Here is a 24,800-nt window from a genome sequence, read left to right on the forward strand (position 1 = left end):
TAACCTTACTTAGAGTAAAGCTCGACGATCAATTGTTCGTTGATGTCAGCTGACAGGTCAGAACGCTCAGGCATACGCTTGAATGTACCTTCCATTTGGCCGCCATCTACTTCAATCCAAGTTGGTTTTTCGCGTTGTTCAGCAACTTCTAGAGCTGCTTTAATGCGAGATTGCTTTTTAGCTTTCTCACGGATTGCAACAACGTCGTTAACCGCAACATTGAAAGAAGGAACGTTTACAACTTTACCGTTAACTAGGATAGCTTTGTGGCTTACTAGCTGACGTGCTTCTGCGCGAGTAGCGCCAAAGCCCATGCGGTAAACTACGTTATCAAGACGACCTTCAAGAAGCTGAAGTAGGTTTTCACCAGTATTGCCTTTAAGACGTGCAGCTTCTTTGTAGTAGTTACGGAATTGTTTTTCTAGAACGCCATAAATACGACGAACTTTTTGCTTCTCACGAAGCTGAACACCGTACTCAGATAGACGACCGCGACGAGCGCCGTGTACACCTGGTGCGTTGTCAATTTTACACTTGGTATCAATCGCACGAATGCCTGACTTAAGGAACAAGTCAGTACCTTCGCGGCGGCTAAGCTTCAGCTTAGGACCCAAATATCTTGCCATGATCTTTCTCCAATCTTCCTAGAAACGTTATACGCGGCGTTTCTTAGGTGGACGACAACCGTTATGAGGGATTGGTGTCGCATCAACAATGTTAGTGATACGGAAACCAGCAGCGTTCAGTGCGCGAACAGTTGATTCACGACCTGGACCTGGACCCTTAACCATAACCTCTAGGTTCTTAAGGCCGTATTCTTTAGCCATTTCAGCACAACGCTCAGCAGCAACCTGTGCAGCGAACGGAGTAGACTTACGAGAACCGCGGAAACCAGAACCACCAGCAGTTGCCCAAGCTAGAGCATTACCTTGACGGTCTGTGATAGTTACGATTGTGTTATTGAAAGATGCATGGATGTGCGCTACGCCATCAGCAACTTGCTTGCGTACACGCTTACGTGCGCGAGTTGGTTGTTTTGCCATTGTACTCTATACCCTTCCGACTATTTCTTGATCGGTTTACGCGGACCCTTACGGGTACGAGCGTTGGTTTTAGTACGCTGTCCACGTAGTGGTAGACTGCGACGATGACGAAGACCACGGTAACAGCCAAGGTCCATAAGACGCTTGATGTTCATGGAAACTTCACGACGAAGATCACCCTCTACAGTGTATTTAGCTACACCATCACGCAGTAGATCGATCTGCTCTTCAGTTAGTTCACTGATCTTAACACTTTCAGCAATACCCAAATCAGCTAAGATAGCTTTCGAACGGGTCTTACCGATGCCGTAGATTGCAGTTAATGCAATTACAGCATGCTTCTGATCAGGAATGTTAATGCCTGCTATACGGGCCACTATTCACTCCTAGTACTTATATAAGAAATTATCCGCAGCAAAGCCCGTCGAGGATACGCTGCGGCATACTACTTCTTTTGCACACAAAAGGTAGGCCGAGTAATATACTCGACCGACCTTTATATTTCAAGTAAAAATTTCTGCTAATTAGCCTTGGCGCTGCTTGTGCTTTGGCTCACTGCAAATCACGCGAACGACGCCGTTACGCTTGATTACTTTACAGTTACGACAGATTTTTTTAACGGAAGCACGAACTTTCATTGCTAAACTCCGTAAGTGAAATCTGAATTAACGGCCGTAGCCCTTCAGATTTGCTTTTTTCAACACAGAATCATACTGTTGGGACATCATATGAGTCTGTACCTGTGCCATAAAGTCCATAATCACAACCACTACGATAAGTAGTGATGTGCCGCCGAAGTAGAAACGTACGTTCCACGCGACCATCATGAACTCGGGAATCAGACAGATAAAGGTAATGTAGAGAGCACCTGCTAAGGTTAGTCTGGTCATTACTTTATCAATGTATCTCGCTGTCTGCTCACCTGGGCGGATGCCGGGTACGAACGCACCGGACTTCTTCAAGTTATCCGCTGTTTCACGAGGGTTAAACACCAACGCTGTGTAAAAGAAACAGAAGAAAATAATCGCTGCTGCATAAAGCATAACGTACAGAGGTTGACCAGGGCTAAGAGCCAAAGACACATCAGTTAACCAACCGAATGTGCTGCTCTCACCATTTTGACCAAACCACTGAGCTAATGTTCCTGGGAACAAAATAATACTCGATGCAAAAATTGCAGGTATTACACCCGCCATATTAATTTTCAATGGCAAGTGAGTACTTTGCGCTGCAAACACTTTACGACCTTGTTGACGCTTTGCATAGTTAACGACAATACGACGCTGACCACGTTCCATGAAAACAACGAAATAAATCACAGCAAAAGAAAGTACCGCAATTAACAACAGAAGAAGCACATGCAATTCACCTTGACGCGCTTGCTCAATCGTTTGTCCGATTGCCGAAGGCAATCCAGCAACAATACCTGCAAAAATCAAAATGGAAATACCATTTCCTATTCCACGCTCAGTAATTTGTTCACCTAACCACATTAAGAACATGGTGCCAGTTACTAAACTCACGGTAGCAATCAGGGTAAACATGGTTTGGTCGATAACAACCAGATTGTTGACCATGTTTGGTAAGCCTGTTGCGATACCAATAGCTTGGAATATTGCAAGTACAAGCGTGCCATAACGCGTATATTGGCTAATCTTACGACGCCCTGCCTCACCCTCTTTCTTGAGTTCGGCTAACGCTGGATGAACTACAGTTAGCAATTGGACAACAATTGACGCCGAAATATACGGCATGATGCCCAATGCTAAGATAGATGCACGCGAAAGAGCACCACCGGAGAACATGTTAAACATTTCAACGATGGTACCTTTTTGCTGTTCGAACAAATCGGCAAGTACAGCTGCGTCAATACCAGGAATCGGCACAAAAGAACCGGCTCGGAATACTAAAAGTGCACCAATTACGAATAATAAGCGCGACTTTAGCTCACTTAAGCCGCTCTGAGCACTACGAAAATCTTGTCCTGGTTTCTTAGCCATCTGTACCTCGTTCCTCGAGATTATTCCTCGATTTTACCGCCTGCAGCTTCGATTGCAGCTTTAGCGCCTTTAGTCACGCGAAGACCTTTCACAGTCACTGCTTTGCTAATCTCACCAGAAAGAACAACTTTAACATTTTCGATGTTCTTAGTGATTAGGTTAGCTGCTTTCAAGCTGTTTAGATCGACCACGTCACCCGTAACTTTCGCTAGCTCAGCTAGACGAATTTCAGCAGACACTAGGCTCTTACGAGAAGTGAAACCGAATTTAGGTAGACGTTGTTTTAGAGGCATTTGACCGCCTTCAAAACCTGGACGAACTGTACCGCCAGAACGTGACTTTTGACCTTTGTGACCGCGGCCACCTGTTTTACCAAGGCCAGAACCGATACCACGGCCTAGACGCTTAGGAGCGTGCTTAGAACCAGCAGCCGGTGATAGAGTATTCAAACGCATTCTGATTACTCCTCAACTTTAACCATGTAGTAAACCTTGTTGATCATACCGCGTACACACGGTGTATCTTCAAGTTCTACTGTATGGTTGATACGACGAAGGCCTAGACCACGCAAAGTAGCTTTGTGCTTTGGTAGACGACCAATTGAGCTTTTAGTTTGAGTTACTTTAATAGTTGCCATGGTGCTTACTCCGAAATCGCTTCAACAGTGAGACCACGTTTAGCTGCAACCATTTCTGGTGACTTCACATCTACTAGACCAGCAACTGTTGCACGAACAACGTTGATTGGGTTAGTAGAACCGTACGCTTTCGCAAGTACGTTATGTACACCGGCAACTTCTAGTACAGCACGCATCGCACCACCGGCGATAACACCTGTACCTTCTGCAGCTGGCTGCATGTAAACTTTAGAGCCCGAGTGACGACCTTTCACCGCGTGGTGAAGAGTGCCTTCGTTAAGAGCGATAGTAACCATGTTACGACGCGCTTTTTCCATTGCTTTTTGAATCGCTGCAGGTACTTCACGAGCTTTGCCGTATCCGAAACCTACGCGACCATTACCGTCACCAACTACAGTTAGTGCAGTAAAGCTCATGATTCGACCACCTTTAACCGTTTTAGAAACACGGTTAACTGCGATTAATTTTTCTTGCAAATCACTAGCTTGTTGTTGTTCTTTAGCCATCTTCCAACCCTACCTTAGAATTTCAGACCAGCTTCGCGAGCAGATTCTGCTAGCGCCGCTACTCGACCGTGGTATTGGAAACCAGAACGATCAAACGCAACAGCTGATACGCCTTTTTCAAGAGCGCGTTCTGCAATAGCTTTACCTACCGCTTTAGCTGCGTCTACGTTACCGGTGTTCTTAACTAGCTCACGGATCGCTTTTTCTACAGTAGAAGCTGCTGCGATAACCTCAGAGCCGTTTGATGCGATAACCTGAGCGTACACGTGACGAGGAGTACGGTGTACTACTAGGCGAGTTGCACCCAGTTCAGCAATCTTACGACGTGCGCGTGTAGCACGACGGATGCGAGATGCTTTCTTATCCATAGTGTTACCTTACTTCTTCTTAGCTTCTTTACTACGCACATTTTCATCTGCGTAACGGACGCCTTTACCTTTATAAGGTTCTGGCTCACGGTAAGAACGGATGTCAGCCGCAACTTGACCCACTACTTGCTTATCGCAACCAGTTAGGACAATTTCAGTTTGGCTAGGACATTCAGCATTGATACCCGCTGGTAGTTCATGCTCTACAGGGTGTGAGAAGCCTAAAGTAAGACTTACTGAGTTGCCTTTAATAGCAGCACGGTAACCAACACCTTTAAGAACAAGCTTCTTAGTAAAGCCTGCAGTAACACCAACAACCATGTTGTTTACTAGTGCACGAGCAGTACCTGCTTGTGCCCAAGCGTTAGCAACACCTTCACGAGGACCGAAAGTAAGGTTGTTTTCTTCCTGTGCAATAACTACGCCTTTATTCAGGACGCGAGTCAGCTCACCTTTACCACCTTTTACAGTGATTTCTTGGCCGTTTAGTTTCACCTCTACGCCAGCTGGAATAGCGACAGGTGCTTTAGCAACACGAGACATATCCTACTCCTTACGCTACGTAGCAAATGATTTCACCGCCAAGACCTGCTTTGCGAGCAGCACGGTCAGACATCAGACCCTTGGAAGTGGACACCACAGCAACACCCATACCGCCCATCACTGTTGGTAACGCGTCTTTTTTCTTATAAACGCGTAGACCAGGACGTGAAACACGTTGGATTTGCTCGATTACTGGTTTAGCTTGGAAGTACTTAAGAGTAACTTCTAGCTCAGGTTTTACTTCGCCTTCAACAGCGAAATCTGCGATATAACCTTCAGCTTTTAGCAGTGCAGCAATTGCAACTTTAAGCTTTGAAGAAGGCATTTTTACAGCAACTTTATTTGCTGCCTGACCGTTACGAATGCGGGTCAGCATATCCGAAATCGGATCTTGCATGCTCATAAGATTTACTCCAAATGATTAAGTGGCAATTACCAGCTAGCCTTACGAAGTCCAGGAATCTCGCCTTTCATGCAAGCTTCGCGAACTTTGATGCGGCTTAGACCGAACTTACGTAGGAAACCGTGTGGACGACCAGTTTGGTTGCAACGGTTGCGCTGACGTGAAGCACTTGAATCACGTGGAAGAGCTTGCAGTTTAAGAACTGCGTTCCAACGATCTTCTTCAGATGCGTTTACATCGCTGATGGTAGCTTTTAGCATTGCACGCTTTTCTGCGAACTTAGCTACTAGCTTTGCACGTTTTACTTCACGTGCTTTCATTGATTGTTTAGCCATAACAGTAACCCTTCACCTTACTTACGGAATGGGAAGTTAAAGGCAGCCAGCAGAGCACGGCCTTCCTCATCGGTACCAGCAGAAGTCGTGATAGTGATATCAAGACCGCGTACACGATCGACTTTATCGTAGTCGATTTCTGGGAAGATGATTTGCTCGCGAACGCCCATGCTGTAGTTACCGCGTCCGTCAAAAGACTTAGCGCTAACACCACGGAAGTCACGTACACGTGGAAGTGCAATAGAGATTAAACGCTCTAAAAAATCCCACATACGTTCGCCACGCAAGGTTACTTTACAACCAATTGGGTAGCCTTCACGAATTTTGAAACCTGCAACAGATTTACGAGCTTTAGTGATCAGTGGTTTTTGACCAGAGATCGTAGCCATATCAGCTGCTGCGTTTTCTAATAGTTTCTTATCGTTGATAGCTTCACCAACGCCCATGTTTAGGGTGATTTTATCAATCCTAGGGACTTGCATGACGCTTGTGTAACCGAACTGTTTGGTCAGTTCAGTCACTACAGACGACTTGTAGTAATCATGCAGTTTCGCCATAGTAGAACTCCAAATTACTTCTAATTAGTTAGAAACGATTTCACCGTTAGATTTGAAGAAACGAACTTTTTTGCCGTCTTCAAAACGGAAACCGATACGGTCCGCTTTACCAGTTGCTGCGTTAAAGATTGCAACGTTAGAAGCATCAATAGCTGCTTCTTGTTCAACGATGCCACCTTGTTGACCTAGAGCCGGAACCGGCTTTTGGTGTTTCTTAACAAGGTTGATACCTTCAACGATAACTTTACCAGTTACGAGAACCTTAGTTACTTTACCTTTCTTGCCTTTATCTTTACCAGCAAGAACGATTACTTCGTCATTACGACGGATTTTAGCTGCCATGTGTGCCGCTCCTTACAGAACTTCAGGTGCTAGTGACACGATTTTCATAAATTTCGCATTGCGAAGTTCACGAGTCACTGGACCAAAGATACGTGTACCGATAGGTTGCTCTGTATTATTGTTCAACAATACGCAAGCATTACGGTCGAAGCGAATGACAGAACCGTCTGGACGACGTACGCCTTTACGGGTGCGAACTACCACCGCCTTCAGTACATCACCTTTTTTAACTTTACCGCGAGGAATTGCTTCCTTCACTGTAACTTTGATGATGTCACCGATATGTGCATAACGGCGGTGAGAGCCACCCAGAACCTTAATACACATTACCTTGCGCGCGCCTGAGTTATCAGCTGCATCAAGTGTACTTTGCATTTGGATCATTGTTAGTGCTCCGCTAAATATTAAAACTAGACCCTCTCGGGTCGGGCTGCCTCTTTAAAAGGGACGCGAATTGTACCACCCTTTCCTAAGATTGGGTAGACAAAAAATAAACGGCTCCAAAAAAACTTTGGAGCCGTTTAAAATCATAGAATAACGATGATTACATCTTCGCTTTTTCTATAACTTTAACCAATGTCCAAGACTTAGTCTTAGACAGAGGACGACACTCACGAATCTCAACGGTATCGCCTAGGCCACACTCGTTGTTTTCGTCATGTGCGTGTACTTTAGTCGTACGCTTTACGAATTTACCGTAAATTGGGTGTTTCACCATGCGCTCGATAGCAACAGTGATAGATTTATCCATCTTGTCACTAATAACACGACCTAGTTGAGTACGAATTTTGTCGCTCATTATTCGCCTGCCTTCTCAGTCAAAACAGTTTTAACGCGTGCGATATCACGGCGTACAGCTTTCAAAGTATGAGTTTGCTGTAGTTGACCAGTTGCAGCTTGCATGCGCAAGTTGAACTGTTCACGTAGCAAATTCAGTAGCTCAGCGTTAAGCTCTTCAGCGCTTTTTGCGCGTAGATCTAGTGCTTTCATCACATCACCTGTTTAATTACGAATGTAGTTTTGAATGGCAGTTTACGAGCCGCTAGGCGGAACGCTTCACGTGCCAATTCTTCAGGTACACCGTCCATTTCGTACATAACCTTACCAGGTTGGATTTGGGCTACCCAGTACTCAACGTTACCTTTACCCTTACCTTGACGAACTTCTAGTGGTTTTTCAGTGATTGGCTTATCTGGGAACACACGGATCCAGATTTTACCTTGACGCTTAACGTGACGTGTCATTGCACGACGTGCCGCTTCGATCTGACGAGCAGTTAGACGACCACGTCCAACGGCTTTAAGACCAAATGTACCGAAGCTTACGTCAGTACCTTTAGCTAGACCGCGGTTGCGACCAGTATGAACCTTACGGAACTTAGTGCGTTTAGGTTGTAGCATCAGTCGACTCCTTACTTACGGCCTTTACGCTGCTTCTTAGGCTTGTCAGCCTTTGGCTCAACAGCGTTTGCAGCTGGCATACCACCAAGGATTTCACCCTTGAAGATCCAAACTTTAACGCCGATCACACCGTATTGAGTGTGAGCCGAAGAAGTTGCGTAATCAATGTCAGCACGTAGAGTGTGTAGAGGCACACGGCCTTCACGGTACCACTCAGAACGTGCAATTTCAGCGCCGCCAAGACGACCGCTTACTTCCACTTTGATACCTTTAGCGCCTAGACGCATAGCATTTTGTACCGCACGCTTCATAGCACGACGGAACATAACGCGACGCTCTAGTTGAGACGCGATGCTATCAGCCACTAATTGGCCGTCTAGCTCAGGCTTACGTACTTCAGCGATGTTAATTTGCGCTGGTACACCTGCAATTTTAGCTACAGCTGCGCGTAGCTTCTCAACGTCTTCACCTTTCTTACCGATAACAACGCCTGGGCGAGCAGTGTGGATAGTCACACGAATGCTCTTAGCAGGACGCTCGATAACGATGCGTGATAGAGACGCTTTTGAAAGTTCCTTAGTAAGGAACTGACGTACCTTGAAGTCGCCGTCTAGGTTGTCAGCGAAATCTTTGGTGTTAGCAAACCATGTAGCATTCCAAGGCTTAACGATGCCAAGACGAATACCATTAGGATGTACTTTCTGACCCATTGCTTACTCTCCTAGTCTCTTAGCGGTCTGCTACAACAACAGTGATGTGGCTTGAACGCTTCAAGATACGATCCGCACGGCCTTTTGCACGAGGCATAATACGCTTCATGACCGGGCCCTCATCTACGAAGATTTTAGCGACATTAAGATCGTCGATATCTGCACCTTCGTTGTGTTCTGCGTTAGCGATAGCTGACTCTAGAACTTTCTTAACTAATACAGCCGCTTTTTTGTTGCTGAAAGTTAGGATTTCAAGAGCCTGATCCACAGATTTACCACGGATTAGATCTGCAACTAAGCGAGCTTTCTGAGGAGAAATGCGAGCAAAGTTATGTTTAGCAATAGCTTCCATCATTTACTCCTTAGCGCTTCTTAGCTTTCTTATCCGCAGCGTGACCACGGTAAGTACGAGTTGGTGCGAATTCGCCCAGTTTGTGACCGATCATTTCATCAGTGACAAATACTGGAACGTGCTGACGACCATTATGGACAGCGATGGTCAAACCAATCATTGATGGAATGATCATTGAACGACGGGACCAAGTCTTAATAGGCTTTTTGTCTCCGCTTTCCACCGCTTTCTCTACCTTCTTCAGCAAGTGTAGGTCAATAAATGGACCTTTCTTGAGAGAACGTGGCATGGCTTATCCTCTTATATAGATTACTTATTACGACGACGTACGATGTACTTGTCGGTGCGTTTGTTGCTACGAGTCTTGAAGCCCTTAGTAGGCATACCCCAAGGAGATACTGGGTGACGACCACCAGATGTGCGGCCTTCACCACCACCGTGTGGGTGGTCAACCGGGTTCATTACTACACCACGTACAGTTGGACGTACGCCGCGCCAGCGTGAAGCACCAGCTTTACCTAGTTCACGTAGCATGTGCTCAGAGTTACCAACTTCACCGATTGTTGCACGGCCTTCAGAAAGTACTTTGCGCATTTCACCAGAACGTAGGCGGATAGTTGCATAAGTACCGTCGCGAGCGACAAGTTGAGCATATGCACCAGCCGAACGAGCTAGCTGTGCACCTTTACCAGGCTTAAGTTCAACACAGTGAATAGTAGAACCCACTGGGATGTTGCGCATTGGCAGAGTGTTACCTGCTTTAATTGGCGCATCAACACCAGACTGGATTGTATCACCAGCTTGAACACCTTTAGGTGCGATAATGTAACGACGCTCGCCGTCTGCGTACAGAACTAGAGCGATATTTGCGCTACGGTTTGGATCGTATTCTAGACGCTCAACTTTCGCTGGGATGCCATCTTTAGTACGTTTGAAGTCAACCAAACGATAGTGTTGCTTATGACCACCACCGATATGACGTACTGTGATACGACCGTTGTTGTTACGACCACCATTCTTAGAGTTTTTCTCTAGAAGAGGTGCGTATGGCTTACCCTTGTGTAGGTCAGCGTTAACAACTTTAACGACGTGACGACGACCAGGGGAAGTCGGCTTACATTTAACAATAGCCATTATTCAACTACTCCTGTTATTCCGCGCCGCCAACAAAGTCAAGATCTTGACCTTCTTTCAAAGTCACATACGCTTTTTTAACGTCGCTGCGGCGACCTTGGCGTAGACCTTGACGTTTGGTCTTACCCTTAGTGATAAGAGTATTTACAGACTTAACTTCAACTTCAAATAGCTTTTCTACAGCTGCTTTGATCTCTTTCTTAGTTGCATCTTTTGCTACTTTGAAAACGATAGTGTTCGCTTTCTCAGCAGTCATAGTTGCTTTTTCAGAGATGTGCGGTGCACGTAGAACTTTTAGTAGACGCTCTTCACTGATCATGCCAGCATCTCCTCAACTTGCTTAACTGCTTCTGCAGTCATTAGAACCTTGTCAAACGCAATTAGGCTAACTGGGTCAAGACCCGCTACGTCACGTGCGTCAACTTTATATAGGTTGCGAGCAGCTAAGAATAGATTCTCGTCTACTTCGCCAGTAACGATGAGTACATCGTTAAGCTCAAGTTCTTTAAGCTTAGCTAATAGCTCTTTAGTTTTTGGTGCTTCTACTGAGAAGTTATCAACAACGATTAAACGCTCTTGACGAACTAGTTCAGAAAGAATGCTCTTCATAGCACCGCGGTACATTTTTTTGTTTACTTTTTGGCTGTGATCTTGTGGTTTCGCAGCAAAAGTAACACCACCTGTACGCCAGATTGGGCTACGAATTGTACCAGCACGTGCACGGCCAGTACCTTTTTGACGCCATGGCTTAGCGCCACCGCCAGAAACTTCTGAACGTGTCTTTTGAGCACGAGTACCTTGACGAGCACCTGCTGCATACGCAACAACTACTTGATGTACAAGGGCTTCGTTGAACTCACGTCCGAAAGTAGTTTCGGAAACAGTTAGTGCGTTAGCACCTTTAACCATCAATTCCATTACTTACTCCTAGACGTTATGCTTTAATAGCTGGTTTGACGATCACGTTAGCGCCAGTTGCACCTGGTACTGCACCTTTAATAAGAAGCAGATTGCGCTCAGCGTCAACACGTACGATCTCTAGGTTTTGAGTCGTTACACGCTCAGCACCCATGTGACCTGCCATTTTTTTGCCTTTGAACACGCGACCTGGAGTTTGACATTGGCCAATTGAACCCGGTGCACGGTGAGACAAAGAGTTACCGTGAGTCATATCTTGGGTACGGAAATTCCAGCGCTTAACAGCACCTTGGAAACCTTTACCTTTAGATGTACCAGTAACGTCTACTTTTTTAACTTCGTTGAAAAGTTCTACATTTAGCTCAGTGCCAACTTCAAACTCTTCGCCGTTTTCTAAACGGAATTCCCAAAGACCGCGACCAGCTTCTACACCTGCTTTCGCAAAGTGACCAGCTTCTGGTTTAGTTACACGGTTGGCTTTCTTAGTACCAGTAGTTACCTGGATTGCTGCATAGCCGTCAGTCTCAAGAGTTTTCACTTGAGAAATACGGTTTGCTTCAACCTCAACAACAGTTACTGGGATAGAAACGCCTTCTTCAGTAAATACGCGGGTCATACCCACTTTACGTCCGACTAGACCAATCATTCTTCTAATCTCCCTTAACCTAGGCTGATTTGTACGTCAACGCCAGCAGCTAGATCTAGGCGCATCAGTGCATCAACAGTTTTATCTGTTGGCTCAACGATGTCGATTAGACGTTTGTGAGTACGAATTTCGTACTGATCACGAGCATCTTTGTTGACGTGTGGAGAGATAAGAACAGTGAAACGCTCTTTACGAGTAGGAAGTGGAATAGGACCACGAACCTGTGCGCCGGTACGCTTAGCTGTTTCAACGATTTCCGCTGTAGAAGCATCGATTAGTTTGTAATCGAACGCTTTTAGGCGGATACGGATACGTTGGTTCTGCATGAGACAGAGCTCCAATAATTAAAAATTACACAAACAATATCGCCACTCAAACTCGTTAAAACGAGAGAATGCCGATTGATTTATGTGAAACCGTAGTGCCAAAATTAGGCACATTGTCAGTTAATTTTCGATTAACTTTAATCTATTACTAAACGCAACAGAGCTAATTGTATTAACTGCGAACATAAGCTGAGTATACGTTACTAAACTAACAGCTAGGTCAGTTTACTCCTCACTGCTCATTGGTTCACAACTGGATTTAACCAGTGCGGTGCATTATACAGATCACCATTACACATGCAAGCGCTGTGTAGAAATTAAACTTATAAACTATCTATTTCTTCTTTCACTGAGGAAGTAATAGAAGGGATAGAAAGATGAGGTGAGCACTCACTACCCTATCCTTTTATCCCTGATGCACAATTATACAGCTTGGCGCTGTCTCACTGCTTCAAACAGACAGATCCCAGCCGCTACTGATACATTTAGGCTAGAAACGGTGCCCGCCATCGGTATTTTAATCAGATCATCGCAGGTTTCGCGCGTTAAGCGGCGCATACCATCCCCTTCAGCGCCCATAACAATCGCAAGGGGCCCTGTCAGTTTGGCTTGGTAAATGTCATGCGTCGCCTCACCGGCAGTGCCAACAAACCATACGCCTTGTTCTTGAAGGGCGCGCATGGTACGTGCAAGATTCGTCACTCGTACTAAAGGCACAGTTTCAGCAGCGCCACAAGCGACTTTGCTGACCGTTGCCGTCATTGGTGCTGACTTATCTTTCGGTACGATCACTGCAGCGACCCCGGCAGCATCGGCGTTACGTAAGCATGCGCCGAGATTATGCGGATCGGTAACACCATCCAAAACAAGTAATAGCGGTTGTTCATGCTGTGCGATGATTGCTTCTAAATCATGCTCATTAAGCTGTTTTGCTGGTTTTACACGAGCAATGATGCCCTGATGATTCGCCCCTTGAGCCTTGTCATCCAATGTTTTACGTCCCATCTGTTGAATAGAGACACCGCAATGTTGCAGTTCATTTAACAGTGGAAGCAGACGATCATCTTGTCGCCCTTTCAGTACAAACGCTTCTATCAATCGCGCTGGATCTTTTTCAAGTACAGCGCTGACCGCGTGAATACCATAAATACATTCGTTACTCATGATTTACCCATTGATCGTTATTTACTAGCACGCGCTTTATTTGCTTTGGCCGCGGGTTTCTTTTTGCGTGCTTTTGTTGTTTTGCTTTTTTTCCGTTCAGGTTTTGAGCCTTCACTACTTTTTTCATCTGGGCGTTTAGTCGCTTCAACTAAAGGAGTTGCCTTTCCTTTACTTGACGTCACCTTCTTGCCACGTGCTTTCTCTCGTGCATCCGTTGCACGTTTCTTCGCTGTCTTGCCTTCTCCGCGCAGCTTACGGCTAGTGCCCACGATTTCAAAGTCAATTTGACGATCATCCAAGTTGACGGATAACACTTTGACTTTAACGGCGTCACCTAAGCGATAGATGTTGCCAAAACTTTCGCCGATCAATCGTTGTCCCACGGGATCAAATTGATAGTAGTCATTCGCTAGCGTTGAAATATGGACCAATCCATCAATGTGCAACTCAGTTAAACGAACGAAGAAACCGAAACCAGTCACGTTGGCTATGACTCCATCAAGCTCTTCGCCTACATGATCTTGCATGTATTCACACTTGAGCCAATCAGATACTTCGCGCGTCGCATCATCAGCACGGCGTTCTGTCATTGAACATTGCTGACCATAGAAGTCCATGTCATCAAAAGAGTAGTGATAACCACCTGTGGTTGTCCAACGGTCGGTGTGATTACCCGATTCTTTGGCAATCAAATATTTAATTGCGCGGTGCAATAGGAGATCAGGGTAGCGACGAATAGGTGAAGTAAAGTGCGCATAGCGTTTGAGCGCTAAACCAAAGTGACCACAGTTATCCGCGTTATACACAGCCTGCTTCATGGAACGCAGTAGCATGGTTTGGATCAACTCTTTGTCTTGGCGCTCACCAATCTGTTTCATTAAGTTAGCGTAATCGGTTGGCGAAGGCTCTAGCCCACCCGCTAAGTTCAAGCCAAGCTCGCCTAAGAAATCCCTAAAGCCGGTCAAACGCTCTTCTCCCGGTGATTCATGGATACGGTACAGAGCGGGCTCTTTCGCTTTTTCCACCAGCGATGCTGAAGCAATATTAGCGAGGATCATGCACTCTTCGATTATTTTGTGCGCATCATTACGGACAACAGGTTCAATGCTGTCGATTTTACGCTCAGCATTAAAAATAAACTTAGTTTCAATCGTTTCAAATTCGATACCGCCACGCTCATCACGCGCTGCTTTTAGCACCTTATACATCGAATAGAGTTCTTCAAGATGAGGAACCACGGCTTGATAACGTTCGCGTAGCTCTTCATCCCCTTCAAGAATGGCGTGTACTTTGTTGTAAGTTAAACGGGCATGAGAGTTCATCACGGCTTCGTAATGTTTGTAACCCGAAATTTTGCCCGTTGCAGAGACTGTCATCTCGCACACCATGCATAGACGGTCGACTTGTGGATTAAGTGAACAAAGACCGTTCGACAGTACTTCCGGTAGCATAGGGACGACTTGCGATGGGAAGTAAACTGAGTTACCACGGTTGATCGCTTCTTTATCAAGAGCCGTATCGGGGCGTACATAATAACTTACGTCAGCAATCGCAACCCAGAGACGCCAGCCACCACCTTTTTTGGCTTCGCAATAAACCGCGTCATCAAAGTCACGCGCGTCTTCACCATCAATAGTCACTAAAGGTAATTGACGCAAATCCACGCGCCCTTGCTTCGCCTCTTCTGGAACTTCTTCTCTCAGGTTTTCGACTTGCTTTAATACTTCTTGCGGCCACTCATGAGGGATCTGGTGAGTGCGAATCGCTATTTGTGTCTCCATACCGGGAGCCATATTTTCCCCAAGTACCTCAACAACTCTGCCTGTCATTCCTCTTGCTCTGGCACCGCGATCGGTAATTTCAATCACCACCACGTTCCCCATGCGAGCTCCGCCTTTGTGCTCATTAGGGATCAAGATGTCTTGAGTGATGCGTGAATCATCGGGCACGACATAAGAGTAGCCATTTTCGAGGAAGAAACGCCCAACAAGTTGGGTTTTACGTTCTTCCAAAACTCGGACCAAACGTCCTTCTTTACGGCCTCTTTTATCCGTGCCTGTCGGTTGTACCAGCACGTAGTCGCCATGAATAATGGTACGCATTTGGTGATGAGGTAGCAAAACATCGTTATCTTTGCCAACGCTGCCATCAGGACGAACCCACCCATGACCATCTTTATGTCCGATTACGTGACCTTTGATCATTTCCAGTTTTTCTGGCAATGCATAGCATTGGCGACGAGTAAATACCAATTGGCCATCTCGCTCCATCGCACGCAAACGACGGCGTAGCCCTTCGTATTGCTCTTCACCAGACAAACCCAATGCCTCAAAAAGATCATTACGATTCATCGGTACATTGGCTTCGGTTAGAAATTCGAGGATGAATTCTCGGCTTGGAATTGGATTTTCGTAATTGCTAGATTCTCGATCCGCAAAAGGATCGTTATTGATAATTTCAGACATAGGCAGACCTGCTAAAGCAAGGAGAGATAGCCAGAGTATAACTGACTCACGGCAGAAGCTACAGCAGCGTATTGATTATTATAGGCTAATGCGTTAGAGGAAAAGCGTAGAAATGACTTCGCCCAACCGTGTGGGCGAAATAAAAAAAGCAATAATGAAGGCTACCAAAACGTATCTCTGCGCTTGGCTCGCGCAACCACATTTTGTGGCATTCGCTGCTCTAACCCCTGCCGGAGCATAGAGATCCGAGAATGTATTCTTTGATCGATAGTCACCGAATTATAGAGCCAGCGATAAGCATCTTCATAATCAAGCGGGCTACCATAATCACGCAGCAAAAGCTCAGCTAGATGGATACGAGCATTAATATTGCCCATCGCAGCGGCTTCACGCAGATAGGGAATAGCTCGCTCTTTATCCTGCTGTACTAAAGTACCACGCGAATAATAACGCCCAAGCTGCTCTAACGCAGCGGGTAAACCTTGATGAGCTGCATTTTCCATATAGTACAAGCCAAGTTCGACATCTTGATCTATACAGACCCCCCACGCTAGCATATCTCCATACAAAAACTCGTAGGAAGGCAGGCTGATGCGAGTAGCACGCGCAACAATATCTTCTACCAATTGGCAGTTGTCGGCCTTGACTTGCTCTAAATGTTTATTTTGCTCAATTAACTTGATTAGTTCAGCTTCGGTGTAAATAGGGACTGGCTCACCCACTTCCGCCACGTTGGCATGACTCAAGGATGAGGTCAGCGCTAAAAACAATGAAGCTGCTACCGTTCGTAGCTTCATACCTGCACTCTTTATGTCTATCGATAGCCTTAAAATTATAGCCTCAGTTTCATCTAGGGCTGGGCTTGATAACTTTATCGACCAGTGCGGCAAACTCTTTAGACAAAATTTGCCGTTATTCGGCCATTTATTGCCACACCAAGGACAAAATATCATCAATACAGGTATAAAAAAACCGGCTCTGAAAGCCGGTTTTAAAAACGTTTATCAATCAACCATTAAACTGAAAATGGGTGAACCTTGATAATGGTTTCGTTACGATCTGGACCTGTAGAAACGATGTCAACAGGTACACCAGTCAACTCTTCAATACGTTTGATGTAATCAAGCGCCGCTTGTGGCAGGGCATCAATTGATTTAGCACCGAAAGTATTTTCAGACCAACCAGGCATAGTTTCGTAAATAGGTGTTACCGCTTCAAAAGCGTCAGCTGCCATTGGTGATACTTGAGCAATTGAGCCATCTGGCATTTGGTAACCCGTACAGATTTTTAGCTCTTCTAGACCATCAAGTACGTCAAGTTTAGTCAAGCAGAAGCCTGTGACTGAGTTAATTTGAATGGCGCGACGCATCGCTACCGCATCAAACCAACCACAACGGCGCTTACGGCCTGTTGTAGCACCAAACTCATGGCCTTTCGTGCCTAGGTGATTACCGATTTCATCATCCAATTCGGTTGGGAATGGACCTGCACCAACGCGAGTACAGTAAGCTTTCGCGATACCTAGAATATAACCTAGATGACGAGGGCCGAAACCAGAACCTGCAGCAACACCACCAGCAGTCGTGTTAGAAGACGTTACGTATGGGTATGTACCGTGGTCGATATCAAGCATAGTACCTTGCGCACCTTCGAACATGATTTTGTCGCCACGCTTACGCGCTGCATCAAGCTCATCGGTCACGTCGATCACCATCGAAGTCAGCAAATCAGCATAGCCTTGTGCTTGCTCAAGTACGGATTCGTAGCTTACGGGTTCAGCTTTGTAGAAATGCTCAAGTTGGAAGTTATGGAACTCCATCACTTCTTTTAGCTTTTCTGCAAATGAAGCCATATCGAACAAGTCACCAACGCGTAAACCACGACGAGCCACTTTGTCTTCATAAGCAGGACCGATACCACGACCTGTCGTACCAATTGCTTTTTTACCACGAGCCGTTTCACGAGCTTGGTCAAGCGCAATGTGGTAAGGAAGAATAAGTGGGCAAGCTTCAGAAATGAAAAGACGTTCGCGTACTGGAATACCACGCTCTTCTAGAGGCTTCATTTCATTGATTAGTGCGTCAGGTGAAAGAACAACACCGTTACCGATGATGCATTTCACTTTATTGCGAAGAATGCCGGATGGAATTAAATGAAGAACGGTTTTTTCACCGTCAATGACCAAAGTGTGGCCTGCATTATGGCCGCCTTGGTAGCGAACCACGTATTTTGCATCTTCAGTTAAAAGGTCTACGATTTTACCTTTGCCTTCGTCACCCCATTGGGTGCCTAGAACGACTACGTTATTTCCCATCTTTCCAAGTCTGATTGCTAGTTAAAAAAGGATTCTAGCACCGAATCCTTTTCCTTGCAGTCCTTTTTTAAACACGAAAATGTCATAAAAATATAACTTAATAAATGATTCAGTTATTAGGCACGTAAGTTACTCATCCGAATATATTTTTACGATTAGCTCTCCTTGACGATCAACACAAGCACGGTACATACCAGAACTGTTCATTGCAAAATGAATGTCGCCTTGCGCATCAATGGCGATCAATCCACCCTCACCACCGAGCGTTTTAAGTTCACCCTGAATAATGGTTTCACATGCGGTATGAACATCTTCTTTTAAATAACGCATGCGAGCGGCAACGTCACTGGCAACCATTTTACGAATGAAATATTCCCCCATGCCCGTTGTCGATACCGCCACATTGCCATTTTCAGCCACCGTTCCTGCACCTATGATGGGAGAATCGCCGACGCGACCAAATTTTTTATTCGTGATGCCACCGGTACTAGTAGCAGACGCAAGGTTGCCTTGTTTATCCAATGCAACTGCGCCAACAGTGCCAAATTTCTTGTCATCTGGGAATTTTGATTCCGACAAAGCAAATTGATTGTTGCTTTTCATCGCTAGCAACTGTTCATAACGACGCTCAGTAAAAAAGTAATCTTGTTCTGTATATTGATGCCCTTGAGTAAAAGCAAACGCTTCTGCGCCCTCACCAATCAACAACACATGATCACTGTGCTTCATTACATCACGCGCGAGCTGCACCGGATTTTTAATGTGCCGAACCCCAGCGACCGCGCCTGCGTCCATCATTTTGCCATGCATGACAGAGGCGTCCATCTCCACCATCTCTTGATGCGTTAACACCGAACCTTTTCCTGCGTTAAACAACGGAGAGTCCTCAAGTATTTTCACAGCCTCAACCACCGCATCCAGTGCATCACCACCTTGTGCCAGTACTTGATGCCCCGCTCGGACAGCACTTTCTAGCGTGTTCAAAATATCGTGCTTTAATGATTCGCTCATTTGTTGACGAATGATGGTTCCGGCGCCGCCATGAATTGCTATAGCAAAAGGTTGTGACATGAGAATTCCTTAACTTAATAAATTGAGAGGCAATACACTTCTGTTCTACACATTAACTATACCCAAATAACTTGAAGTTGCAGGTAGGCGGCAAGTGAGTACTGTAATAATTAACAAGCAACAAAAAAGCGCTAATCGCATGACGATTAACGCTTTCCATTTCATTGTATCAGTCGGTTATTACTGCCTACTTTGGCACTACCAACCAAAAAATGATTAATGTGAACCGCAGCTGCCGCCACCGCAACAACCTTCTTTTTTCTCACCATGGTCATGGCCTTCACCACCACAGCAACCACCTTCATGATCATGGTCATGGTCGTGGCCATGTCCACAGCCACCAGCTTGGTGAATGTGACCATGTTGGATCTCTTCTTCAGTTGCAGCGCGAATCGCAACGACTTCTACATCAAACGTTAATGTTTGGCCAGCCAACATGTGGTTACCATCAACGACCACTTCGTCACCATCCACTTCCGTGATTTCAACTGGAATTTGGCCTTGGTCAGTATCCGCTAGAAAACGCATACCCACTTCAATTTCATCAACGCCTTGGAAAACTTCAGCAGGTACACGTTGTACAAGCTCATCGTTGTATTCACCGTACGCTTCTTCAGGAGCGATAGTTGCTGTGAACTTATCGCCCACAACTTTTCCTTCTAACTCATTTTCAAGGCCAGTGATTAGATTGTTGTGACCGTGAAGGTAATCTAGTGGTGCATCAACTGTTGATTGGTCTACGACTGCACCATCTTCCAATACTAATTGGTAGGCTAGGCTTACAACCACGTTCTTTTCAATTTTCATAACAACTCCAAGGAGGTTTGTTCCTAGGTTGTCATCTTAAAACCTAAGAAATCGATCGGTATGAGGCGTATTATGAAGATCTATTCCAGAAACTCAATTATTCTGGTTTAAAAATCCCGATCATCTCTTGCCGAGCATGTTCACTTTTTTCTACAGATTTGGGCTTTCGCTGCTCATGGTAGTCGCACTCGACACACTCAACGAGCTCTATGTTGTTTTCAACCCACCAGCGCAGAGTATCTTGTGACTGACAACTTGGGCACTTTGCACCGGCAATAAAGCGTTTTTTCTGTTTCACGTTACATCCTACAACTGAATATTGATTGGCGTTATTTTTCCCAATAATGACGAGATTGGCGATCATTATCCATTTCACGCCCAAATATTTCTTCCAGCTCTTTACGTGCCTCTTTGGCGCGCAGTGCGAGTTGTTTGTCTTGGTTATGTTGCGGTAGCAGCTCTTTGAGCATCGCATTATCGAGTTTTCTAAAATGTGCTTCGGCGCGCTTGGCTTGGTAAGGGTGCATGCCCAATTCGACCAGTACTTGTCGGCCGAGGTCCAAAGCGCCTAAGAAAGTTTCCCGCGAGTATTTATCGACCCCATGGCTGAGTAACTGATACGCCTCTACCCGGCTACGAGCGCGAGCTAAGATCTTTAACTGCGGGAAATGGTGCTGACAAAGCTCGACAATTTTCATCACTTCATCGGGCGCATCGGTACAGATGACAATCGCCTCAGCTTCTTCTGCACCCGCGGCGCGCAACAGTTCAAGTTGAGTCGCATCACCATAAAAAACGTTATAACCGTACTCTCTCAATAATTTAATTTGACTGGCATCGCTTTCTAATACGGTAATTTTAATCTTATTGGCGTACATCAAACGCCCTACAATTTGCCCAAAACGGCCAAAACCCGCGATGATGATTTGCGGCTGTTTATTGACGACATCGGAATGCATCTCATCGTCACTGCTGAGGTTCAATTTTCGCGCAAACCATTTGTCCTGAATCGTCAGTAATAAAGGTGTGGTGACCATCGACAGACTGACCACAACGAGCAAAAAGGCCACTTGATCCGGTGATAGCACACCCTGTGCGCTTGCCGCAGTGAAAATCACGAACGCGAACTCGCCGCCTTGGCTGAGGATCGCCGCCATTTTGCTGCGTGCTTTAGAACGCGTACCCGATAAACGCGCGAGGAGATAAAGGATTCCTCCTTTCAGCACCACTAGACCTAATACAGCCGCCAACACTTGCAGCGGCGCTTGCGCCAATAAGCCCAAATTAACCGCCATTCCAACGGCAATAAAAAATAGCCCGAGCAATAACCCTTTAAACGGTTCAATCGCGATCTCAAGTTCATGGCGAAATTCACTTTCTGCCAGCAACACGCCAGCAAGGAAAGTACCGAGCGCCATTGACAAGCCAAGCTGCTGCATTAACAGTGCAATCCCAATCACCAACAATAAGGCGGCAACGGTAAAAAGTTCACGCACACCACTGGTCACAATATAACGAAACAGCGGGCTCAAGAGGAAATGCCCCCCGACCAGCAAAGCGGTAATGCCACCCAACATCCAAGTCACATCTAACCAGCTTCCACCGGCGTTGCCTGCCAGTAAAGGCAAAAAGGCCAACATCGGGATGACAGCGATATCTTGAAAAAGCAGTACCGCAAAACCAGACTGGCCAGCTTCACTGCGTGTTAGCCCTTGTTCTTCAATTACGCGTAATGCGATTGCTGTCGAAGAGAGCGCAAGGCCCATACCAATCACTAAACTACTTTGCCAGTTAACGCCTAATAGATAAGCAATACTGGCGATGACTAAGGTACTTACCACCACCTGCGCGCCACCCAAACCAAGGATCGGCCCACGCATCTGCCACAATTTTTTGGGGTTTAATTCCAGCCCAATCAGAAACAACAGCAGCACCACGCCAAATTCAGCAAAGTGCAATATGGCTTGCACATCACTGATTAAACCGAGCCCCCAAGGGCCTATGGCTACACCAGCTAACAAATAGCCGAGCACCGAACCCAGCCCTGCACGCTGAGCAATCGGTACGGCTACCACAGCCGCGGTTAAAAACACCACGCTGCTTTGTAAAAAATCACCGCTTAACGCCATCAAGCTCTCCTTGTGTGGGTGTGGCCAGTGGGTGTTGCAACCAGTGTCGATAATGCTCAGCGTGTTGATAGCGCTCCATATCACTCACATTACGTGACCAGTAGAGAACTAACGGTTCCATCCAGTTCATACAACACAGAGCCGCGGTTAATTCAAATGGTTGGAGAATTTGATCCAGTGGGTATTTGTTGTAGCCCCGCTCATCAAACGCTTCTTTTTTTCCGCCCGTGGTGATGACGCTACGCCAGTATTTACCATGCAACGCCGTCTGTCCGCCGAAGGCAAACCCTTTGGCAAGCACGCGATCAAACCACTCTTTGAGCAGCGCAGGGCAGGAATACATATAAAGAGGGTGTTGAAACACAATCACATCATGCTCAAGTAGTTTTTGCTGCTCTGCGTGCACATCGATAAAAAAATCGGGATAGGTTGCATACAAGTCATGCACTGTGACGTGGGAAAGTGACGCAATATTGAGCAGCATGGTTTGATTGGCGATGGAGTTTAATGGCTCAGGATGCGCATAAATCACCAATATTTTAGGTGTAATTTGGTCAGGCATGACGGTGGTGGACATTTTTGTCTGCGCTCCCAATAGTTATCAATATGTTATTAAGCATAATAACGCAATTTGCATAATGATCGACATTTATCCTTATTGCCCCTACTATTCCACGCGATAACGTCTCGATATGAAAAATAGATTTTTATGATTACCTTCTCTGATATTCAATTACTGCGCGGCGGTAAACCGCTCCTTGAAAAGGCCTCTGCAACTATCCAGCCGGGCGATAAAGTTGGCCTAGTAGGCAAAAATGGCTGTGGCAAATCAACGCTCTTTGCCCTACTCAAAGATGAGCTATCTATTGACGCTGGCTCCTTCAGTAAACCAGCTCACTGGGAACTGGCTTGGGTTGCCCAAGAAACTCCTGCTCTTGATCGCGATGCGATTGAATATGTCATCGATGGCGATCGTGAATATCGTGAATTAGAACGACGCCTCAGCGTTGCTGAAGAGGCTGACCAAGGAACCTTGGTTGCAGAGCTGCATGGAAAAATTGAAACCATCGGCGGATACAGTATTCGCGCCCGTGCTTCTGAACTGCTTGATGGTTTGGGGTTTAGCCAAGAACAGATGGGATGGAGTTTAACGCAATTTTCGGGTGGTTGGCGGATGCGCTTAAACTTAGCGCAAGCGCTGTTGTGCCGCTCGGATTTACTGCTGCTTGATGAACCGACCAACCACTTGGATTTGGACGCCGTCATGTGGCTTGAACGTTGGTTACAAAACTATCCCGGCACCTTGATCTTAATTTCCCATGACCGCGATTTTCTTGATCCGATCGTCGGACGCATCATCCATATCGAAAATCAAACCATGAATGAATACACCGGAAACTACTCATCGTTTGAAAATCAACGGGCGCAAAAACTGATCTTGCAGCAAGCCATGTACCAGAAGCAGCAAAAGCAGATGGTGCACATGCAAAGCTACATCGACCGTTTCCGCTACAAGGCCTCCAAAGCTCGCCAAGCACAAAGTCGTATCAAAGCGTTGGAACGAATGGAAAAAGTGCTGCCAGCTCAATTTGATAACCCATTTAATTTCGAATTTCGAGAGCCTTCAGCACTGCCTAACCCAATCATGATGATGGACGAAGTCTACGCCGGGTATGGTGAACGTTTAATTTTAGAAAAAATTCGCCTCAACCTTGTACCGGGAAGCCGTATTGGATTACTCGGGCGTAACGGTGCGGGTAAATCAACATTAATTAAATTGCTCTCCGGTGAGTTAAAACCACAAGGCGGCGATCTCACTTATTCGCAAGGTGTAAAAATTGGTTACTTTGCCCAGCATCAGTTAGAAACACTGCATCCAGAAGAGACCCCTCTGCAGCACATGATGCAAATCGCCCCAGATAAAAACGAACTTGAGCTGCGTAATTATCTGGGTAGTTTTGGTTTCCAAGGCGACAAAGCGCTAGAGAAAATCGCTCCGTTTTCCGGGGGTGAAAAGGCTCGCTTAGTGCTTGCGCTAATTGTGTGGCAGAAACCGAACTTGCTGCTGCTTGATGAACCCACCAACCACTTAGACTTGGATATGCGTCAAGCCCTAACGTTTGCCCTGCAAACCTTTGAAGGTGCGATGGTCATCGTCAGCCATGATCGCTATCTACTGCGCGCAACCACCGATGACTTGTACTTGGTGCACGATCGTCAAGTCGCGCCTTTCGATGGGGATTTGACCGACTACTACAAGTGGCTGACAGAACAACAAAAAGCGGAACGTAGAGAAGTTCAATCTCAGCAACCTGCCAAAGACAGCAGCAACAGTGCCGCAGCCAAAAAAGATCAAAAGCGCCGAGAAGCGGAATTTCGCATCCAAACCGCACCAATTCGCAAAAAACTGACACAACTCGAAGCGAAGATGGACACATTGAACGCGGCACTGGCGCAAACTGAAGAGCAATTGTCTGATACTTCGCTGTATGAAGCCGAAAACAAAGCTAAACTTACCGAAGTGATTGCGCTTCAAGCTCGCAGTAAATCGGCACTTGAAGCGATCGAAATGGAATGGATGTCGGAACAAGAGACACTCGAACAACTAGAGCAGGAATTCAGTCGCTAAG

General features: G+C 46.0%; 36 protein-coding genes. 1 reads left to right on the top strand and 35 read right to left on the bottom strand.

Annotated elements, in window-relative coordinates; genetic code table 11:
• Window positions 1–5: 5 nt before the first annotated feature.
• The 35 genes from rpsD to kefG form a co-directional block, all read right to left on the bottom strand.
• A complete protein-coding gene (gene rpsD / locus AACT18_RS03865; protein WP_013855928.1) occupies window positions 6–626 on the bottom strand; it encodes a 30S ribosomal protein S4 in 621 nt (206 codons plus the stop codon).
• 27 nt (window positions 627–653) lie between these two features.
• Complete coding sequence (rpsK, locus tag AACT18_RS03870; RefSeq protein WP_001118870.1) at window positions 654–1,043, bottom strand: 30S ribosomal protein S11; 390 nt, start codon at window positions 1,041–1,043, stop codon at window positions 654–656.
• A 20-nt stretch (window positions 1,044–1,063) separates the two neighbouring features.
• Complete coding sequence (gene rpsM, locus AACT18_RS03875; RefSeq protein WP_010318779.1) at window positions 1,064–1,420, bottom strand: 30S ribosomal protein S13; 357 nt, start codon at window positions 1,418–1,420, stop codon at window positions 1,064–1,066.
• Between the two features lie 147 nt (window positions 1,421–1,567).
• Complete coding sequence (gene rpmJ, locus AACT18_RS03880) at window positions 1,568–1,681, bottom strand: 50S ribosomal protein L36 (RefSeq protein WP_000868186.1); 114 nt, start codon at window positions 1,679–1,681, stop codon at window positions 1,568–1,570.
• A gap of 27 nt (window positions 1,682–1,708) precedes the next feature.
• Window positions 1,709–3,043 carry a preprotein translocase subunit SecY gene (secY, locus tag AACT18_RS03885; RefSeq protein ID WP_017046739.1) on the bottom strand — a complete coding sequence of 445 codons (1,335 nt, stop codon included), beginning with the start codon at window positions 3,041–3,043 and terminating at the stop codon, window positions 1,709–1,711.
• Between the two features lie 20 nt (window positions 3,044–3,063).
• Complete coding sequence (rplO, locus tag AACT18_RS03890; RefSeq protein WP_010318777.1) at window positions 3,064–3,498, bottom strand: 50S ribosomal protein L15; 435 nt, start codon at window positions 3,496–3,498, stop codon at window positions 3,064–3,066.
• A gap of 5 nt (window positions 3,499–3,503) precedes the next feature.
• Window positions 3,504–3,680: a 50S ribosomal protein L30 gene (gene rpmD / locus AACT18_RS03895; RefSeq protein WP_004398455.1), complete on the bottom strand. Its 177-nt coding sequence runs from the start codon at window positions 3,678–3,680 to the stop codon at window positions 3,504–3,506.
• 5 nt (window positions 3,681–3,685) lie between these two features.
• Entirely contained in the window at window positions 3,686–4,186 is a 501-nt protein-coding gene (gene rpsE / locus AACT18_RS03900) for a 30S ribosomal protein S5 (protein ID WP_010318775.1), read from the bottom strand.
• Between the two features lie 14 nt (window positions 4,187–4,200).
• Window positions 4,201–4,554 (bottom strand): 50S ribosomal protein L18, encoded by a 354-nt coding sequence (gene rplR, locus AACT18_RS03905; RefSeq protein WP_013855926.1) that lies wholly within the window; start codon window positions 4,552–4,554, stop codon window positions 4,201–4,203.
• Between the two features lie 9 nt (window positions 4,555–4,563).
• Window positions 4,564–5,097: a 50S ribosomal protein L6 gene (gene rplF, locus AACT18_RS03910; protein WP_010318773.1), complete on the bottom strand. Its 534-nt coding sequence runs from the start codon at window positions 5,095–5,097 to the stop codon at window positions 4,564–4,566.
• A 10-nt stretch (window positions 5,098–5,107) separates the two neighbouring features.
• Window positions 5,108–5,500: a 30S ribosomal protein S8 gene (gene rpsH / locus AACT18_RS03915; protein ID WP_010318772.1), complete on the bottom strand. Its 393-nt coding sequence runs from the start codon at window positions 5,498–5,500 to the stop codon at window positions 5,108–5,110.
• A gap of 29 nt (window positions 5,501–5,529) precedes the next feature.
• Window positions 5,530–5,835 carry a 30S ribosomal protein S14 gene (gene rpsN / locus AACT18_RS03920; protein ID WP_010318771.1) on the bottom strand — a complete coding sequence of 102 codons (306 nt, stop codon included), beginning with the start codon at window positions 5,833–5,835 and terminating at the stop codon, window positions 5,530–5,532.
• Window positions 5,836–5,852: 17 nt separating this feature from the next.
• Complete coding sequence (gene rplE, locus AACT18_RS03925) at window positions 5,853–6,392, bottom strand: 50S ribosomal protein L5 (protein ID WP_010318770.1); 540 nt, start codon at window positions 6,390–6,392, stop codon at window positions 5,853–5,855.
• Between the two features lie 24 nt (window positions 6,393–6,416).
• Entirely contained in the window at window positions 6,417–6,734 is a 318-nt protein-coding gene (gene rplX / locus AACT18_RS03930) for a 50S ribosomal protein L24 (protein ID WP_010318769.1), read from the bottom strand.
• A gap of 12 nt (window positions 6,735–6,746) precedes the next feature.
• The gene (gene rplN, locus AACT18_RS03935) at window positions 6,747–7,118 is read right to left on the bottom strand and encodes a 50S ribosomal protein L14 (RefSeq protein ID WP_010318768.1); all 372 of its coding nucleotides are present in this window, start codon (window positions 7,116–7,118) and stop codon (window positions 6,747–6,749) included.
• Between the two features lie 160 nt (window positions 7,119–7,278).
• On the bottom strand, window positions 7,279–7,533 hold the full coding sequence (gene rpsQ / locus AACT18_RS03940) for a 30S ribosomal protein S17 (protein ID WP_013855925.1): 255 nt from the start codon (window positions 7,531–7,533) through the stop codon (window positions 7,279–7,281).
• Window positions 7,533–7,724 carry a 50S ribosomal protein L29 gene (gene rpmC / locus AACT18_RS03945; protein WP_010318766.1) on the bottom strand — a complete coding sequence of 64 codons (192 nt, stop codon included), beginning with the start codon at window positions 7,722–7,724 and terminating at the stop codon, window positions 7,533–7,535. Before rpmC ends, rpsQ begins: the two co-directional genes overlap by 1 nt.
• Entirely contained in the window at window positions 7,724–8,134 is a 411-nt protein-coding gene (rplP, locus tag AACT18_RS03950; protein ID WP_010318765.1) for a 50S ribosomal protein L16, read from the bottom strand. The genes rpmC and rplP overlap by 1 nt, the downstream gene beginning before the upstream one ends.
• 11 nt (window positions 8,135–8,145) lie before the next feature.
• Window positions 8,146–8,844, bottom strand: coding sequence for a 30S ribosomal protein S3 (gene rpsC, locus AACT18_RS03955; RefSeq protein WP_010318764.1), 699 nt, complete (start codon window positions 8,842–8,844; stop codon window positions 8,146–8,148).
• Between the two features lie 19 nt (window positions 8,845–8,863).
• Complete coding sequence (gene rplV, locus AACT18_RS03960; protein WP_026027327.1) at window positions 8,864–9,196, bottom strand: 50S ribosomal protein L22; 333 nt, start codon at window positions 9,194–9,196, stop codon at window positions 8,864–8,866.
• A gap of 10 nt (window positions 9,197–9,206) precedes the next feature.
• A complete protein-coding gene (gene rpsS, locus AACT18_RS03965; RefSeq protein WP_010318762.1) occupies window positions 9,207–9,485 on the bottom strand; it encodes a 30S ribosomal protein S19 in 279 nt (92 codons plus the stop codon).
• Between the two features lie 20 nt (window positions 9,486–9,505).
• On the bottom strand, window positions 9,506–10,330 hold the full coding sequence (gene rplB / locus AACT18_RS03970; protein WP_013855922.1) for a 50S ribosomal protein L2: 825 nt from the start codon (window positions 10,328–10,330) through the stop codon (window positions 9,506–9,508).
• Between the two features lie 16 nt (window positions 10,331–10,346).
• Complete coding sequence (gene rplW, locus AACT18_RS03975) at window positions 10,347–10,649, bottom strand: 50S ribosomal protein L23 (protein ID WP_010318760.1); 303 nt, start codon at window positions 10,647–10,649, stop codon at window positions 10,347–10,349.
• On the bottom strand, window positions 10,646–11,248 hold the full coding sequence (rplD, locus tag AACT18_RS03980; RefSeq protein ID WP_010318759.1) for a 50S ribosomal protein L4: 603 nt from the start codon (window positions 11,246–11,248) through the stop codon (window positions 10,646–10,648). The genes rplW and rplD overlap by 4 nt, the downstream gene beginning before the upstream one ends.
• A gap of 16 nt (window positions 11,249–11,264) precedes the next feature.
• Complete coding sequence (gene rplC, locus AACT18_RS03985) at window positions 11,265–11,894, bottom strand: 50S ribosomal protein L3 (RefSeq protein ID WP_013855921.1); 630 nt, start codon at window positions 11,892–11,894, stop codon at window positions 11,265–11,267.
• Window positions 11,895–11,908: 14 nt separating this feature from the next.
• Window positions 11,909–12,220: a 30S ribosomal protein S10 gene (gene rpsJ / locus AACT18_RS03990; RefSeq protein ID WP_001181007.1), complete on the bottom strand. Its 312-nt coding sequence runs from the start codon at window positions 12,218–12,220 to the stop codon at window positions 11,909–11,911.
• Window positions 12,221–12,643: 423 nt separating this feature from the next.
• Complete coding sequence (rlmB, locus tag AACT18_RS03995; protein WP_017042851.1) at window positions 12,644–13,384, bottom strand: 23S rRNA (guanosine(2251)-2'-O)-methyltransferase RlmB; 741 nt, start codon at window positions 13,382–13,384, stop codon at window positions 12,644–12,646.
• A gap of 17 nt (window positions 13,385–13,401) precedes the next feature.
• Entirely contained in the window at window positions 13,402–15,849 is a 2,448-nt protein-coding gene (gene rnr / locus AACT18_RS04000; protein WP_017046740.1) for a ribonuclease R, read from the bottom strand.
• Window positions 15,850–16,010: 161 nt separating this feature from the next.
• Window positions 16,011–16,646 carry a flagellar protein MotX gene (motX, locus tag AACT18_RS04005; RefSeq protein ID WP_094125777.1) on the bottom strand — a complete coding sequence of 212 codons (636 nt, stop codon included), beginning with the start codon at window positions 16,644–16,646 and terminating at the stop codon, window positions 16,011–16,013.
• Between the two features lie 218 nt (window positions 16,647–16,864).
• Window positions 16,865–18,163 carry an adenylosuccinate synthase gene (locus AACT18_RS04010; RefSeq protein WP_013855915.1) on the bottom strand — a complete coding sequence of 433 codons (1,299 nt, stop codon included), beginning with the start codon at window positions 18,161–18,163 and terminating at the stop codon, window positions 16,865–16,867.
• A 129-nt stretch (window positions 18,164–18,292) separates the two neighbouring features.
• Entirely contained in the window at window positions 18,293–19,234 is a 942-nt protein-coding gene (locus tag AACT18_RS04015) for an isoaspartyl peptidase/L-asparaginase family protein (protein WP_094143381.1), read from the bottom strand.
• Window positions 19,235–19,450: 216 nt separating this feature from the next.
• Window positions 19,451–20,041, bottom strand: a complete 591-nt coding sequence (slyD, locus tag AACT18_RS04020; protein WP_088732892.1) for a peptidylprolyl isomerase — start codon at window positions 20,039–20,041, stop codon at window positions 19,451–19,453.
• Between the two features lie 97 nt (window positions 20,042–20,138).
• The gene (locus AACT18_RS04025; RefSeq protein WP_010318749.1) at window positions 20,139–20,339 is read right to left on the bottom strand and encodes a YheV family putative zinc ribbon protein; all 201 of its coding nucleotides are present in this window, start codon (window positions 20,337–20,339) and stop codon (window positions 20,139–20,141) included.
• 31 nt (window positions 20,340–20,370) lie between these two features.
• Window positions 20,371–22,170: a glutathione-regulated potassium-efflux system protein KefB gene (kefB, locus tag AACT18_RS04030; RefSeq protein WP_017046742.1), complete on the bottom strand. Its 1,800-nt coding sequence runs from the start codon at window positions 22,168–22,170 to the stop codon at window positions 20,371–20,373.
• Window positions 22,154–22,747 carry a glutathione-regulated potassium-efflux system ancillary protein KefG gene (kefG, locus tag AACT18_RS04035; RefSeq protein WP_170895583.1) on the bottom strand — a complete coding sequence of 198 codons (594 nt, stop codon included), beginning with the start codon at window positions 22,745–22,747 and terminating at the stop codon, window positions 22,154–22,156. The genes kefB and kefG overlap by 17 nt, the downstream gene beginning before the upstream one ends.
• A gap of 132 nt (window positions 22,748–22,879) precedes the next feature.
• On the opposite strand from kefG, the gene AACT18_RS04040 reads away from it, so the two are divergent.
• Window positions 22,880–24,799 carry an ABC transporter ATP-binding protein gene (locus AACT18_RS04040; protein ID WP_081245136.1) on the top strand — a complete coding sequence of 640 codons (1,920 nt, stop codon included), beginning with the start codon at window positions 22,880–22,882 and terminating at the stop codon, window positions 24,797–24,799.
• Window position 24,800 lies beyond the last annotated feature (1 nt).

The organism is Vibrio sp. V04_P4A5T148, assembly GCF_963875605.1.
In the GTDB taxonomy this organism is placed as follows: Bacteria; Pseudomonadota; Gammaproteobacteria; order Enterobacterales; family Vibrionaceae; genus Vibrio; species Vibrio anguillarum.

Coding starts and splice junctions, on each gene's coding strand:
- rpsD (WP_013855928.1), bottom strand. CDS start 626: ATGGCAAGATATTTGGGTCCTAAGCTGAAGCTTAGCCGCCGCGAAGGT.
- rpsK (WP_001118870.1), bottom strand. CDS start 1,043: ATGGCAAAACAACCAACTCGCGCACGTAAGCGTGTACGCAAGCAAGTT.
- rpmJ (WP_000868186.1), bottom strand. CDS start 1,681: ATGAAAGTTCGTGCTTCCGTTAAAAAAATCTGTCGTAACTGTAAAGTA.
- secY (WP_017046739.1), bottom strand. CDS start 3,043: ATGGCTAAGAAACCAGGACAAGATTTTCGTAGTGCTCAGAGCGGCTTA.
- rplO (WP_010318777.1), bottom strand. CDS start 3,498: ATGCGTTTGAATACTCTATCACCGGCTGCTGGTTCTAAGCACGCTCCT.
- rpmD (WP_004398455.1), bottom strand. CDS start 3,680: ATGGCAACTATTAAAGTAACTCAAACTAAAAGCTCAATTGGTCGTCTA.
- rpsE (WP_010318775.1), bottom strand. CDS start 4,186: ATGGCTAAAGAACAACAACAAGCTAGTGATTTGCAAGAAAAATTAATC.
- rplR (WP_013855926.1), bottom strand. CDS start 4,554: ATGGATAAGAAAGCATCTCGCATCCGTCGTGCTACACGCGCACGTCGT.
- rplF (WP_010318773.1), bottom strand. CDS start 5,097: ATGTCTCGTGTTGCTAAAGCACCTGTCGCTATTCCAGCTGGCGTAGAG.
- rpsH (WP_010318772.1), bottom strand. CDS start 5,500: ATGAGCATGCAAGATCCGATTTCGGATATGCTGACCCGCATTCGTAAC.
- rpsN (WP_010318771.1), bottom strand. CDS start 5,835: ATGGCTAAACAATCAATGAAAGCACGTGAAGTAAAACGTGCAAAGCTA.
- rplE (WP_010318770.1), bottom strand. CDS start 6,392: ATGGCGAAACTGCATGATTACTACAAGTCGTCTGTAGTGACTGAACTG.
- rplX (WP_010318769.1), bottom strand. CDS start 6,734: ATGGCAGCTAAAATCCGTCGTAATGACGAAGTAATCGTTCTTGCTGGT.
- rplN (WP_010318768.1), bottom strand. CDS start 7,118: ATGATCCAAATGCAAAGTACACTTGATGCAGCTGATAACTCAGGCGCG.
- rpsQ (WP_013855925.1), bottom strand. CDS start 7,533: ATGAGCGACAAAATTCGTACTCAACTAGGTCGTGTTATTAGTGACAAG.
- rpmC (WP_010318766.1), bottom strand. CDS start 7,724: ATGAAAGCACTAGATCTACGCGCAAAAAGCGCTGAAGAGCTTAACGCT.
- rplP (WP_010318765.1), bottom strand. CDS start 8,134: ATGCTACAACCTAAACGCACTAAGTTCCGTAAGGTTCATACTGGTCGC.
- rpsC (WP_010318764.1), bottom strand. CDS start 8,844: ATGGGTCAGAAAGTACATCCTAATGGTATTCGTCTTGGCATCGTTAAG.
- rplV (WP_026027327.1), bottom strand. CDS start 9,196: ATGGAAGCTATTGCTAAACATAACTTTGCTCGCATTTCTCCTCAGAAA.
- rpsS (WP_010318762.1), bottom strand. CDS start 9,485: ATGCCACGTTCTCTCAAGAAAGGTCCATTTATTGACCTACACTTGCTG.
- rplB (WP_013855922.1), bottom strand. CDS start 10,330: ATGGCTATTGTTAAATGTAAGCCGACTTCCCCTGGTCGTCGTCACGTC.
- rplW (WP_010318760.1), bottom strand. CDS start 10,649: ATGATCAGTGAAGAGCGTCTACTAAAAGTTCTACGTGCACCGCACATC.
- rplD (WP_010318759.1), bottom strand. CDS start 11,248: ATGGAATTGATGGTTAAAGGTGCTAACGCACTAACTGTTTCCGAAACT.
- rplC (WP_013855921.1), bottom strand. CDS start 11,894: ATGATTGGTCTAGTCGGACGTAAAGTGGGTATGACCCGCGTATTTACT.
- rpsJ (WP_001181007.1), bottom strand. CDS start 12,220: ATGCAGAACCAACGTATCCGTATCCGCCTAAAAGCGTTCGATTACAAA.
- rlmB (WP_017042851.1), bottom strand. CDS start 13,384: ATGAGTAACGAATGTATTTATGGTATTCACGCGGTCAGCGCTGTACTT.
- rnr (WP_017046740.1), bottom strand. CDS start 15,849: ATGTCTGAAATTATCAATAACGATCCTTTTGCGGATCGAGAATCTAGC.
- motX (WP_094125777.1), bottom strand. CDS start 16,646: ATGAAGCTACGAACGGTAGCAGCTTCATTGTTTTTAGCGCTGACCTCA.
- AACT18_RS04010 (WP_013855915.1), bottom strand. CDS start 18,163: ATGGGAAATAACGTAGTCGTTCTAGGCACCCAATGGGGTGACGAAGGC.
- AACT18_RS04015 (WP_094143381.1), bottom strand. CDS start 19,234: ATGTCACAACCTTTTGCTATAGCAATTCATGGCGGCGCCGGAACCATC.
- slyD (WP_088732892.1), bottom strand. CDS start 20,041: ATGAAAATTGAAAAGAACGTGGTTGTAAGCCTAGCCTACCAATTAGTA.
- kefB (WP_017046742.1), bottom strand. CDS start 22,170: ATGGCGTTAAGCGGTGATTTTTTACAAAGCAGCGTGGTGTTTTTAACC.
- kefG (WP_170895583.1), bottom strand. CDS start 22,747: ATGTCCACCACCGTCATGCCTGACCAAATTACACCTAAAATATTGGTG.
- AACT18_RS04040 (WP_081245136.1), top strand. CDS start 22,880: ATGATTACCTTCTCTGATATTCAATTACTGCGCGGCGGTAAACCGCTC.